This window comes from Dictyobacter arantiisoli (genome assembly GCF_008326305.1).
Taxonomy (GTDB): Bacteria; Chloroflexota; Ktedonobacteria; order Ktedonobacterales; family Ktedonobacteraceae; genus Dictyobacter; species Dictyobacter arantiisoli.
In genome coordinates this window covers 1-13,180 of the sequence record NZ_BIXY01000035.1, presented here as the reverse complement: position 1 = coordinate 13,180, position 13,180 = coordinate 1, and the positions used below count along the sequence as shown (strand labels likewise).

The 13,180-nt window shown below is 50.1% G+C and carries 11 protein-coding genes; 6 read left to right on the top strand and 5 right to left on the bottom strand.

Going from position 1 to position 13,180, the window contains the following annotated elements; all coding sequences use genetic code 11:
• The first annotated feature begins 20 nt into the window (after nt 1–20).
• The 6 genes from F1593_RS12980 (at nt 21) to F1593_RS12955 (ending at nt 5,380) form a co-directional block, all read left to right on the top strand.
• Nucleotides 21–491 carry a hypothetical protein gene (locus F1593_RS12980; protein ID WP_149401995.1) on the top strand — a complete coding sequence of 157 codons (471 nt, stop codon included), beginning with the start codon at nt 21–23 and terminating at the stop codon, nt 489–491.
• Between the two features lie 716 nt (nt 492–1,207).
• A complete protein-coding gene (locus tag F1593_RS12975) occupies nt 1,208–1,765 on the top strand; it encodes an RNA polymerase sigma factor (protein WP_172632091.1) in 558 nt (185 codons plus the stop codon).
• A gap of 4 nt (nt 1,766–1,769) precedes the next feature.
• Complete coding sequence (locus F1593_RS12970) at nt 1,770–2,723, top strand: anti-sigma factor family protein (protein ID WP_149401993.1); 954 nt, start codon at nt 1,770–1,772, stop codon at nt 2,721–2,723.
• A 94-nt stretch (nt 2,724–2,817) separates the two neighbouring features.
• Nucleotides 2,818–3,699: an ABC transporter permease gene (locus F1593_RS12965; protein WP_149401992.1), complete on the top strand. Its 882-nt coding sequence runs from the start codon at nt 2,818–2,820 to the stop codon at nt 3,697–3,699.
• Nucleotides 3,700–4,012: 313 nt separating this feature from the next.
• On the top strand, nt 4,013–4,471 hold the full coding sequence (locus F1593_RS12960; RefSeq protein ID WP_172632090.1) for a hypothetical protein: 459 nt from the start codon (nt 4,013–4,015) through the stop codon (nt 4,469–4,471).
• A gap of 27 nt (nt 4,472–4,498) precedes the next feature.
• Complete coding sequence (locus F1593_RS12955) at nt 4,499–5,380, top strand: ABC transporter ATP-binding protein (protein WP_149401990.1); 882 nt, start codon at nt 4,499–4,501, stop codon at nt 5,378–5,380.
• A 163-nt stretch (nt 5,381–5,543) separates the two neighbouring features.
• Here F1593_RS12955 and F1593_RS12950 read toward each other — a convergent pair whose 3' ends face one another.
• The 5 genes from F1593_RS12950 to F1593_RS12930 all read right to left on the bottom strand — a co-directional run bounded on the left by F1593_RS12950 (nt 5,544) and on the right by F1593_RS12930 (nt 12,107).
• A complete protein-coding gene (locus F1593_RS12950; RefSeq protein ID WP_172632089.1) occupies nt 5,544–6,608 on the bottom strand; it encodes a M42 family metallopeptidase in 1,065 nt (354 codons plus the stop codon).
• Nucleotides 6,609–6,910: 302 nt separating this feature from the next.
• Complete coding sequence (locus F1593_RS12945) at nt 6,911–8,266, bottom strand: NYN domain-containing protein (protein ID WP_149401988.1); 1,356 nt, start codon at nt 8,264–8,266, stop codon at nt 6,911–6,913.
• A 636-nt stretch (nt 8,267–8,902) separates the two neighbouring features.
• Nucleotides 8,903–9,193, bottom strand: coding sequence for a hypothetical protein (locus F1593_RS12940; protein ID WP_149401987.1), 291 nt, complete (start codon nt 9,191–9,193; stop codon nt 8,903–8,905).
• Between the two features lie 365 nt (nt 9,194–9,558).
• Nucleotides 9,559–10,995 (bottom strand): glycosyltransferase family protein, encoded by a 1,437-nt coding sequence (locus tag F1593_RS12935; protein WP_149401986.1) that lies wholly within the window; start codon nt 10,993–10,995, stop codon nt 9,559–9,561.
• Nucleotides 10,996–11,033: 38 nt separating this feature from the next.
• Nucleotides 11,034–12,107 carry a mannosyltransferase family protein gene (locus F1593_RS12930; RefSeq protein ID WP_216368861.1) on the bottom strand — a complete coding sequence of 358 codons (1,074 nt, stop codon included), beginning with the start codon at nt 12,105–12,107 and terminating at the stop codon, nt 11,034–11,036.
• Nucleotides 12,108–13,180: the final 1,073 nt, after the last annotated feature.

The following is a 13,180-nucleotide window of genomic DNA, read 5'->3' as shown; positions in this document are numbered from 1 at the left end:
CTGACACGAGGAGGATTACCATGTTTTGGTTTAATGATCGGCCAAGACATCGTCGATATCATAGAGGATTTTACGGATTTCCGTGGATACTGTTTGCTTTCTTCTGGGTGTTTCCTACCCAATTCTGGGGCCATGTCATTTTTATTGGACTCATTGCATTAGCGGTAATCTGGTTTGCGCGTCGTCTCTACTCGCAGTCCTGGGTTGGTAATCAGCAAGCGCCATTCTCTCCGTACCAGCCTACCGGGCAAGCTTCATATCAGCAGCCTCGTGAAGGACAGAGGGATATGCAGCAGCCGTACTATCAACCCATGCCAACGCCTGAGCGAGCGCCATATCAATCGTACCAGGAAGGATATCAGGTATCATCTTTTGGTGCCGCACCTGAGAATGCCGATCCGTATCGCGTTCCGCAAGAGCAGGAACCGCAAGAGCCATCGCAATATAACCAGCCCAGGGCCGAGTATCCACAACAGATGCCACCTATGTAGGCTTCTGGGTCCGAGTGAACATATCTCATGCGAAACGAGAAATGTCTCTCACAAAGTGTTTGATTCCCACTCTCATCGGGATCTTGCTGCTCACTTGCTGGCAGGCGCCTGCGCGCCTGCGCCCTTTTTAGTGTGTGGTGCAGAAAAGGTGCTATGCACCTTTTCTGCACCACACACTAAAAACAGTTTTGAGCACCGCAGGTGCGAAAACTCATGCACCAGGATGGCGAAGAGCATGGGAATCAAACACTGTCTCAGTAAAAAGAGGCCGCGATCCTGAATTTCAGGGTCGCGAGCCTCTTTTTACTTTGCTCTATCTAGAGCGCTGGTCAGAAAATACAGAACCTGAATTTGTGAGCATGGGAGCAAGCAATCATAGGTGTCACTGCATCCACGCTCTCACTTCTCACAGATAGCTCAAACAGAAGAAAGCCATTCCTCCAGAGATCTCGATCAGGAACCGTTTGCGGCTTCTTCTGTTTCTGGCTCAGTTCTCCGCTTATCCTCTCGTTGAGAACGCTTGCGACGCGGTAGCCGCACACCTCTTCGCGCGCCTCTTCCCAGGCCGTTTCCTATGCTCCCCAGACTTTTGGCCCTCTGATTTCTCTTCAGTTTGAACCATTTCTCTCTTTTCGGGTACATACTGTATGAGGAGGCCAAGTGCGTTGATTCAGAGCGGATTTGCCAAATATATATGTGAGAGGGTCAGCAGAGACGTGTATCAAGAATCCTCCGACTATCTCTTACTGCTGCGAGTAGCAAACAGAGATCGTGAAGCTCTGGCTGAGATGTATGCGCGTTTTCAGCGTCCGCTCTTTCGCTATCTCTTTCACCTGGTCGGACACAAAGAGTTGGCGGAAGATCTCTTGCAAGAGGTGATGGTGATTATCTGGCAGAAAGCCCACACCTTTCGAGGAACTGCCCGGGCTTCGGGCTGGATTTTCGGCATCGCGCATCATCAGGCGTTCAAGGCGCTGCGCCGGGATGGGAGCGCCACCTGTCTTGAACTGGAGGTGGTCATGGATCTGGTGGACGAGCAGGCCACACCTGAAGCCGATCTGTTACGCCGGACAACCCACGAGGAGGTGAGCCTCGCTCTGGCCTGTTTGACCCCCGAACATCGTGAGGTGCTGGAACTGGCCTTCTTCCAGGATTTTGCGTGCAAAGAGATTGCCGCGATTGTTGGTATTCCTGTGGGCACGGTGAAGAGCCGCTTGAGCTACGCCCGGCACGCCCTGAAGGCAGCCTTGTTTCGCAATGGATGGGAGACATAGACGTATGACGCAGCATCATAAACACCTTGTTTCTCGTTCCGATTGTCCTGTGGACCAGTTGGAATGGTTTGTCAACCACACGCTCCCGGTGGAGGAACAAGCAAAGGTCCACGCTCACCTGGTTGGATGCGCCTTCTGCCAGGCAGAGGTCCAGAACTGGATGGAACTCCGTCAGGCTCTGCAAACCGTGAGTGTGCACACGCCTGCGCCGCGAGCCGATCTGTTCTTGCAGATCGAACAGCAACTCGATCTGCCGCACCAGCTTGCGCCCTGGCTCCACTTGCCTCGCCTGTTGCAAGCGTGCGGACTCGCGCTTTTGGTGTGCGCAGAGCATTTCCGGGCGCAAGCACGCCTGATTCGTCGCGAACTTTTCTGGATGCCTCTGGTCATTGTGCCATTGATCAGCCTGACGGTGTATCTGCCCCCGTGGCAGCATTCACCAGGCACAGCGGCTCTCCTGACTGCTCTGTGTACCGCGTTCGGTATGGCCTTTCTCTACGGTCGGGAGGTCGATCCCGCGCGCGAAATGACATTGGTCACGCCCACCTCACCACGCCTGGTGCTGGGCGTGCGTTGTTGTCTGGTCTTCGGGTACAACCTGCTGCTGAACTGCGGCCTGGTGCTGCCGTTCCTGGCTGTGCAGGGCATTGTCACCCCGGCCTGGTTTCTGGCAAACTGGCTGGCACCGCTCTGCTGTCTCAGTGCCATTGCCCTGCTGCTGAGCATTCTGGTCAACACCAGTACTGCTCTTGTGGTCTGCATACTGCTCTGGGGACTACGCCTCTTGCCTGGCGTGCAGACCTTTCTGATGGGAGGACCCCAGCCGTTCTGGCCGACGCCAGGGCTTCAGCAATATGAACACTTCTGGCACCAAGGGCCGCTGCTCTTTGCTCTCGCCATTCTGACTATGGTGTTGGCATTCCTTCTCCTCGAAAGAAAGGAGCGTTTTTCAGGATGAACATGCTGTTTCGGGCGGTGTCTCTGGTGGAGATTACGGCCCTGGCAATTCTTGTAGGGATCATCATTTTTAGCAAAAAGGAGGATGTTGTTCAATGATCGTACTTCCTCGCGTTGAGCCTTCGCGCGGCTCGCTTGCGGCTGGTGGCCAGGTCTGGGCCATCACGCGAGCCGAGCTTGCCATGCAGTGGAGGCGCTGGGGGCTCTGGGTGGCCTTTGGCGTTACGACCGGCCTGCTGCTCTTACTGACCGTGCAGGTCGCGCTGTACTTTCACCATCTGCCTCCCACCTCGCTCTATATACAGCTGCACTTTACCCCCGAGGATTTCAACAATGCCCTCATCTATGGCACCACGAGCTATGGAGTGATGTTCTCTGGCCTGGTGGCGGCCCTGCTGGTCGTTGATCGCCTGGGACGAGATCAGCATCTGGGCATGGTTGAACTCCAGCGCGCCGCGCCGCAGGGGTGTGTGGGTTACGTCCTGGGCAAGTTTCTGGGTAATTATCTGGCAGTGTTCGTGCCGGTGCTGCTGGGCTACCTGCTCTGCGCGCTCATGACCCTTCTCCTGGGCTGGCCTCTGGTGTTGCTCCAGAAGTTTCTCTTGGCGTTTGTGCTCGTCTATGTCCCTACGTCGCTCGCCGCCATTGGTCTGACCTTCTGGCTAGCGAGCTGCCTGCCCCTGCGCGTGGTCCAGGTCGGCTTTTCGCTGCTCTGGTTCTTGTTCAACCTCGCTCCGGGCTGGAACGTGCTCATGTGGAGCATTTTTAATCCGAACGGCATCTATGTCTATCCGGTTTTCTTTCCTCTTGTACCAGCTCTGCCCACAACCAATCCACACTTTACGACCTCTCTGCCGCTAGCTCTGCTCAATATCATGGTCCTGACCCTGACTGGCCTGGTCGCGCTCTGCCTGACGTATGGATGTCTGGCATTTCGGCGTCATCGCGAGGAGGGCGCGTCGTATGCAAACGCGTGAGAGACACCTCTTGGGGAAAAACTCAGCACTGCGCTACGCACCGGTCGCGAGTTCACACCACCTGCCCTTGCGCGAGGCCGCTTTGCTGCTTGGCTATCATCTGCGTCTGCTCAACTGGTGGCTCTCTGTGCTCACGCTGTTCGGTTTCTTGGCTGCAGGACTGCTGACCTGGCTGCAACTGCACCTAGGGGGTGCGCAAGGAGAGAACCTCGCGCTCGACCTGGCTCGCTTTGTGCTGGAGTCCACGACTGGACTCTGCGCGGGAATGCAGGCCAGCTCGCTCGTAGTCGGCGATCCCTCGTTGGAAGTGACTATGGCGACACGTTCGGGGGTGTATCATGTCGTGAGCTGGCGCGCCGCGCTGACCTTTGTGCTCCTGCTGGTCAGTTCCGCCGCCTACCTGGGCTGGTCGCTGGCCAGCGGGATCAACTATGCCAGCCAGCAGAGTCTACTTGCGCTCCTGCTATTCTGGCTGGCGCCAGTGCTGCTCATGGGCGCACTTGGCTTGTTCAGCGCACTCACCACGGGCAACGCCGCCCTTGGCACACTCATTGCTGCCCTACCTTTAGCTGGCGCGCATTTCTTCCACGGCTACCTGCTCCCCATCGCAGGGGTGCATCCCTTTTTTCTTCCGTATACCTCGTGGAATGCTGGGGCGTCAGACTGGTGGACGAACCGTCTGTCCCTGCTCTTGATTGCCCTGGTGCTGGCTATCTGCAGCTGGTGGTGGCTGAGGTGCGAAGAGCGCTTGCTGGACGATGCGCGTTCATGACGATCTACACGAGAAAGCGAAAATGGCATGGAAATTACAATTGAACAGGTCACTAAATGGTATGGTTCTCACGAGGCTTTAAAGGGAATAGATCTCCAGATTGGGCATGGGATGTTCGGCTTGCTGGGTCCCAACGGGGCCGGAAAAACGACCCTGCTGCGCATCCTGGCGACCCTGCTGCGCCCCACTAGCGGGCGTGTGATGATTGGAGCCGCTGATCTGAGCCAGATCCGGCAGCGCAAGGCCGTGCGCGCCCACCTGGGCTACCTGCCCCAGGAGTTGGGCCTCTACCCGGATCTCTCCGGGCGCGAGTTCCTCGACTATATGGGCCTGCTCAAGCGGCTGTACGACCGCGACGCGCGCCGCCAGCAGATCGCCGCGCTGCTCGATGTGGTCAGCCTGAACGGGGTGGCTGGCCGGAAGATCAAAACCTATTCAGGTGGGATGAAACGTCGTCTGGGCATCGCGCAGGCGCTGCTGGGCGATCCCCAGGTGTTAGTTATCGACGAGCCAACAGCCGGACTTGACCCCGAAGAGCGGATTCGCCTGCGCACCCTGTTAGCCCGCCTGGCAGAGGATCGTATCGTTATCCTCTCAACCCACGTGGTGGAGGATATCAGCCAAACCTGCGAGCGCCTGGCGGTGCTCGATCAGGGTCGATTGATCTTCGATGGCCTCACGCGCCAGCTCATCGAGTCCGCTACTGGTCACACCTGGCAATTTCTCGCTCCCTCAGACGACGTTCTACCCGAGGAACTGAGTGTGATCGCCGCGCTGCCACACAAAGACGGGACGCTCTATCACGTGGTCGGAGCAGAACCAGGAGGACACGCACAACAGATTCAATCCTTACCGCCAACGTTGGAAGATGGCTACATCTGGCTCCGAAAGCAATTGGTGAGGAACTGACCACTGATCGGTTCTGGAAACAGCGTGGAGGCGCCGCAACAGGCAGTTTTCTAATACCTTACGCCGCTGTGCCGTCGTCCATAATCTGCATGTTCTGGCTCGTTCTCCGCCGCTTCAAGCCGATCTTCAGAAAGCTGCGTGATTTTCTAACCGGCACTCCAGGTTAAGGAATAACGTTGGTATTCTGATCTAATGCTAGCACAAAGCGGGCTAGTAGCTCGGCAGTTTCATCTATATCTTTCAGGGATGCTACTTCAGAGCCAGTATGCAGATAGCGGCAAGGAATGCTCACCAATGCTGTTGCGACGCCACCGCGTACCACTTGAATAACATCTGTGTCAGTAGATGTGCTGGCCGCTTGAGGATCGATCTGCCAGGCAATGCCCGCTTCCTCAGCTGCCTTGACGAGCAGTTGATACATACGAGGGTTGATATTGCCACCGATAGAGAGTACCGGACCGCCATTTAACTTGATTTCGCCCAGATCCTTTTTCGATGTACCCGGATGGTCAGAGGTGAAGGTAACATCCACCGCGACTGCGATTAAAGGATCGACACTAAAGGCCGCTGTACGAGCACCGCGGGAACCTACCTCTTCCTGTACAGCAGAGACAAAGAACACGCCAGCCTTTACCTGTTCACGTTTCTCATGCAAACGGCGCATCGTCTCCGTAATCGCAAACAGGCTGGCCTTATCATCCAGGGCGCGTGAAACTACAACATCGCCCTGTAAATGTTCTAATTGAGCGGCTCGGGTTGCCACGCTACCCAGGGGAACCAATTTTTTCGCCTCTTCCTGGTCAGCCGCGCCAATATCGATCCACAGATCAGCCAATTTAGGACTCTTCCCACGCTCTTCTGCGCCCAGTGTATGGACAGCTGGTCGGCCAATCACGCCCAGGATAGGGCCATTCGGTGTTTGTATATTGACACGATTGCCCGGAAGTGTCGAAGGATCGAAACCACCGATCGGGGCGAAATAAAGATAGCCTTGCTCATCGATATAGCGGATCAGAAAGCCCAGCTCATCACTATGTGCGGTCAGCATAACGCGAGGGCTACCCTCGGGATGGAGGGCGGCTATGACGTTCCCATGGACATCGGTGCGCACCTCATCCGTATATTTTTTGATCTCTTCGCGCACTACCTGCTGGATAGGTTGCTCGAAACCTGAAGGGCTCGGGCTAGTAATCAGTTGTTCTAAAAATGAAACACGTGATTCATCCATTACGTGATCTCCCATCATAACCACTCTAATTTATCGACCATCCTTGAAGGGCAATACCGAGAATCATGACGAAAAACGTAGGTGCGTGCCCTTCGTTCTCCCTCATTTGTGGTTTTCCCCCACATTCCTCTTTTTTGAGCGATATTGTCACAGGCAGGATGGTCAAGCCATAGTAATAATAGTATACAAACAACAAAGAGCCCGGTGAAAGGTGTCTCCTGAAGAGATTTTCACCGGGACCCACGTTCTCTTATCAATTCATTTGGAACAGAATAGGCATAGTAGAGTAAGCGTAAGTAATTTTAACGTACAAATTGTTTAAGTACTTCATCAACACCAGGATGCGCTCTATTCAAGCGGAGATCTTCGGCACCCGTTGCATCGGTCTGGACGAGAAGAATATTCTGTTGCACACAGTTATTCAGTAACTCACGAGCGGACTCGCGGGTCAAGCGTCCACGGAAGCGATTTTTTGGATTAACCGGATCACCAATGAAATTAGACACCCCAATAATTGTGCGCCAGGACCAGTTACGGTCTATATAATCTAGAAATTGCAAAAACTGCGGATCAAGGACCTCCATCGATGAGTTGCCATAAGGAGACTGCTGATAAGGAGATCCGCTATTTGCAAAGTTTATGGCGGGCATCGAGCCAGTACTTGAGCCAAGTGGGTTACTGGGCGACATCTGGACAATTGGAAGTTGTCCGGTAATACTGCTCACACCACCTGGGACCAGCGGCACAAATTGATTCGCACTACTAATTAAATCTCGGCTGACGGTTCCTGGAATACCAACAACAATAACAGTTTTGTTCAAACGTAACTTTAAACGGGCACTGATACGAGTAAAATCTTTATCGCCGGTCATCAAAACAAATGTAGAGATGGTCGGGCGATCAAAAACGGTTTCGATAATATCCATCAACATATTCAGATCGACTGTACTCTGCACAACCGTGCTTTGGACAATAGTGTTATTGCCAGGGTTAATTGCAGGCATGTGACCAGTATTACCAGTATGCTGAACAGAGTTGGAATATCCTAAGGGACCAGTATGACTTTGCCCAAGAGGGCCAGTCGGACTGGATTGACCAAAGGAATTCGCATAGGGGAGTTGCCGATAGGGCTCGCGCTGTGGATCCTCTGCGAGAGAATACTGCTCATTAGAAGGTTGTTCCTCCTCATTGAGAAGATTCTCATCCAGGTCTGTGTGCAAGGAAAGTGATGATTCCGTTTCAGTTGGCCAACCACCATTCAGAATCCCTGGTTGTATCGCAGGGAGAGAACCGGAATTACTCGAGATGCTCGAGGGCCACTGCCGGGGAAAAGCGCCTGTTCCTTGTTCAGCAGCATAGTTTGAGGAGCCAAGAGAGCCAGTGGGAGTCGTATTCGAAGTATAGTGAACCGTACCCATACGGATGCGATCCCTCTGCTTCGCGGGGCAATCGACACGATCGATCATCGCCGCTGTCAGGCTGCCCTTAAATGGCTCTGGTTGCCTGGACCAATCCGCATAGGCGCGGGCGACCATAACAGTGCCATAGCGACGAGCGACAGCAATAAGCTCCTGTGGATCGGGCTCTCGCCTTTGTATATTCAGCATACTGTAACGTATGTTCTCAAAATCGATGAATAAAGCAATATCTTCGGGCACAACCTTCTCCTCTCATGGGGAGAAACCGCGCAGGCCAAGATTTATGATTGTTCAGGTGCTCGGATTACCAGCAGTGTATCCTTTAGCTATGAGCATATCATACTTTAAGATTAAAGTCGAGAGGTCTGCGCTTTACTTTGCGTACTTACTATGGTATATTCTGTAGTTGGGAAAGAACAAGAGATACAAAAGAGTTACAAGTGATGGAGCTCATACAAGTTAATCAAGTAGAAGAAATCAATTGCCCTGTTGCCGCGCTGTATCTTCATCGAGCGGGGAATGGTGGGCTATACATGGAATTCATGATTTAACCTGCGGTAACAAGCATCTCCACCCGTGGAAAATACTCTTGCCAGGGTATCTTCCCTTGACGCCTGCTTAAAACGACAGCGAATACAAGGGATTGGATAACTGTCGTTCGCTCACCTTCGTTGAACACCTCCTCGTGCCAAATATTTCTTCGTTGAGAATACTATGCGGTCCGCTAGCGGCGGTTTGTATCAATGGGGTTTTGGATATCCAGGAAGAACGCATGTCCTGAATTACAGATTGTGGCCAACTCCCCCTACCCACATATTCAAAGCTAGAAGAACCGGAGGATTCCCCGGTTCTTTCTCTGCATACATCCTAAACGTATTAAAGTGACGCCCCGACTAACTCGCGGTGATGTTCAGACAGGAAGCGGCTCAATACTCCAGTAACCTGTGTCGAAGCAACCTCCGCCGTCTGATTATCTGCCCTATCTACTAATTCGTACAGACTGGCAATATCGTAATGCATCTGTACCTGTAGCTGGCCGTCACTATTAAAACCTTCTACAAAAAGGCCATCCTCTTCTTCATGGATCGCGATGCTCTTTACACCAATCTGATCAAGGACTTGCCCGACGGCGTGTAAGATGTTTGCATAACTGAACGTGGACAGCATTTCTCCCTCCCTAAATAATTGGAAGAAAAATTTTAGATTGTTTACTTAATAGTTCCTCTTCACGACTACTTTGTCACACTGCACACACCACATTTTTATCAGGTGGATTGGCAGGCTCCATACTACACTCCGACAATTTTAGCATAACAATCTTTAAACGTCAAGTTACCGTTTCACTACCGTTGCATTGGTTAAGGCTTCTGTTGTAGCCCAAGAACTACGAACTGGCGCATTTGCTGCTTCTGTCCTTTTATCGCTAGCATTGATTTTTTCAAATACTTCAAATCTACAGAAGCATACTCTGACCCTTCCTCTTCTTTCACCCTCAACCACAAAAAAGCTTATTGGCAAGGTTCTCGTTTTCCCTACCGATGCCTGTTCCAATGATCTGCTCGTTGTTCGCTATTGGATGCAGCAATCGCTGCTGTTGGACGGCGAGCATGGATGTAAAAGAGACTGATGACAAAGAGTGCGAATAAAAGATTGCGCAATGTTGTTGTCGGAAAGAACAGCGCGATTTTAGGAGCATTCACGCTTCCTTTCGCCATGCTATAGATGAATGGATAAATGCAAGTCGTTAACAGACAGATGGCACTCCAAACTATAAACCAGCTACGCCTGCCATTGCCTACGTAGGCAATAAGAGGAAGTATCCATATCAAGTATTGGGGACTGAATATTTTTCCTGTAACCATGACGACTAAAAGCATGAGTAGAGACGCGGTTGCCAGATCCAGTTTGCGACGCCATAAGAGCCAGAGCGTAAAAAGAACGCCGAGCAATTCAAGGACACTGAACATGGAAGAGATGAGGCTGGCTCCTGATCCTAAGATGTTAATTGAGCCATATGTATAGACGTATCGAATAGGTTTGACCAGTACATGATCAGCGATCCATAATATGGACGCTGGTAAAGATTCTACCTGTATCGGACGCGTACCAAAGTAACTGAACGGAGAGATCGTTCCTTCAACATTTAATGCAAGTGAAATGCTCATCACAACCGCACAGACGAATACAAATAGTATCGGAGGAAGCCAACGTTTCCAGGCTCGCCAGGAGAGTTGGGTATCTTGCTGCTGGGCAATCAAAAATGGTAACAACAAAACCACTGGATAAAATTTATAAAGGACTGCCAGGGCCAATAGGACAAAGGCCCATTTCCAACGTTTATGGTCTGCAAAGATGACACTGATCAAGGTTAAACTGGCGGGTATCATATCAAAACGACCAGCCACTGTTCCATAACAGCCCAATACCAGGTAACAGGCAAGGGTAACAGCGGCTGTTCGTGACCTCCAACGCAAAAGAACATAATAGAGACTTGCTACAATAGCGAGCATCAAGCAAGCAAATGCCACCTGGAACCAGGTCTGTGGCACAAGTAATGAAAGCGAAAAAGGCACTAGCGTCAACATTGGATATTCGTAGGGTAACAGATGAAAAGGTTGTGGGGAAGCTTGTCCACGTACAAAATTGATGAGTGCTGAAGGTAAACCTAAGCGTTGCATGGTTTGGAATAGCACAGCAGGTGAAATAGGCATCAACTGAGCACTTGGTTTGGCCAGAAAAGTACATTGTCCTGCTGGTAAGTTTTGAGCTGCGGGCAGTCCTTGCCAGAAGGCCACCGTGTAACATTGGTATCTGGCAGCGTCGGTATTTGGTTGAAATATATGTCCATAAGCGCTCCAGAAGAACAGTCCTAGCATCAGTAAGATGATAACGTAATCGAAAAAATCCATTTTTTGTCTGCGTGTTTGTTTGGTGTCTGCCTGTTTCGTGACCGCCTGAGAGGTAATCATAAGCTACAACTTTCTATCATTAAATAGATAAATTTGAATTAAACCATCCAACGTCTTTCTAAAAACAAGAGACAGAGGATTGATAGCAGAAATGGAAAAAGGAAAATGAGCATTTGGTGTAAACGAGGATATTTTTTACTTATTATACCCAGTACGATGAAGCCTGGAAAGCTCTCAAGTACAATGCGCTGATTCGATTGCAGAATATCGCCAGAAATGGATGCATTACATAGAAGGAGCAATAGAATGCTTGCACTCCAAATGATGTAACTTTTAGGTAGATAACGCCAGCCAAGAATTGTCAGAAGCAGAAAAGCTAGTGTTGCAGAAAGATCCAAAAGCAGATGGACCTGCAAAAACGAGCCGAAATGGACTTGAAAAATGCCATATAGTGTTAACCAGATAGCTTGCCAGGGCCACATTGTTGTGCGACCCCAATGTGCCTGTACGGTCGAAAATGCCAGTGGATCTCCGGTTTTCTGCCAGCAATAGAAGCAGAAAACCAGGAGACCAATGGGGATGAGGCAAATGGGAAGCAAGCGCACAAACCTTTCTTTCGAAAGGACGAAGAGTTTTTGATCAGATGCAGACCAACACTCCCACAGATAAGGAAGAACTAAGAGTATTCCAACTGAACGTGTTCCAGAAGCTAATGCTCCCAGGATACCCGCCAGTAACCACTGTCGATGCTGCATCGCCAGAAACATTCCAGCTGAAAAGAGAATAAAGAAAGCTTCGTTGTAGGCTGCAAATAAGAAAAATGCGGTAGGGAAAAAAGTTAAATAGACGATTGTCCGCTGAGCAACTTTTGTATCGCCTGTGACACCAAGCACTAACTTGTGAATGACTATCAGGGCACCCAAAAAGGCTGCATTGCTTAGCAAAATGCCGCTTACCACATAATTTCTTACAACTATTGCTACTATACGTATTGCAAAAGGATACAAAGGGAAAAAAGCAAAGTCGTTTTTTGTTGGATAGCCCCGCTGCGCAATGTTTACATAATTATTTGCATCCCAGTGATCCCAGGACTCCAGAAGAAAATGGAGGGAGGTGCCAGCTCCGCTGTAATTTGGATGACTCACCAGTACTACGCCAATATAGGTAAGCACAATAAATAAAGCCCGTGAAAATGAAAATAGTAGAACTATTTCCCAGAGAGGCTTCCATCGATCAGGTATTGTGATACCAAAGGTTTTCCGTGTAGGGACTGAAAGTTTGGCTGTAATTTGATCATCTGCCAGATCGGAGGTAAGACCCACAGTTGACTGAGGAGAGATCATCTCTTTCATGAAAAACACCATTTCCAAAAAAATAATATTGTAACTATTCAGGTTCTATCGCGTAGCGACTTATTAAGTGGTCATTTTGAGGTACAGACCGCTTTTCCTTTGTCACAATAGAATGCCCCACTCCTTGGAGCACTTATAAATTAAGCGATACGAAATGTCGTTGAGAAACGACTCCGTTGTTAAATTTATACATTTATACATATGATCATAAATAGACAGTACAATTATACAATCAGAAAATGTAAGATAGTGGTAAAATTCATGATTATACAGTACCTTTTGGCATGCCTTTTTATTTGCAAAACGTAAAGGTTTTTTGATTTCTACAAGTACCTCGATTATTATAGAGCGAATTTGTCTATTTCTTTATGTTTTATAATTCCCTGTCTGTCTCAGGGACAGGCTGTGTTTTTTCCTGTTATGGACTGATAGAGCGTCATATACTCCGTTTTGTCATGACTTGTTTGAGTTTATTGCTCTGACGATTGGCGGAGCTGACTCCCCCAGGCTTTACGCATAGCCTCGCGTATCGTCTGTTTTTTCTTACATATCATTGGGCTTTTGCGATTTGTCAAAAATTGGCAAAAAAGGTGTTGACAAATCTCGTCAGGTGTGGCATATTATGTGAGCGCCGCACGAAAGCGATGCGGAGCGAAAAAGCACACTAACAACTAAAAAATATCATTTCTTCAATTTTGCTGAGCGAATCATTGCCAGCCAGAGTTGAAGCAGAGGATCGATTTTTGATCATCAAATGATCAACCAAGTCAAAGCAAATATCCAATCAGAGACATGATGTAGAGAGAAATGAGAACAAGCTACACAGAGTACGAGGTGGATGCCTTGGCGCTAAAGACCGAAGAAGGACGCGGAGACCGGCGAAACGTTCGGGG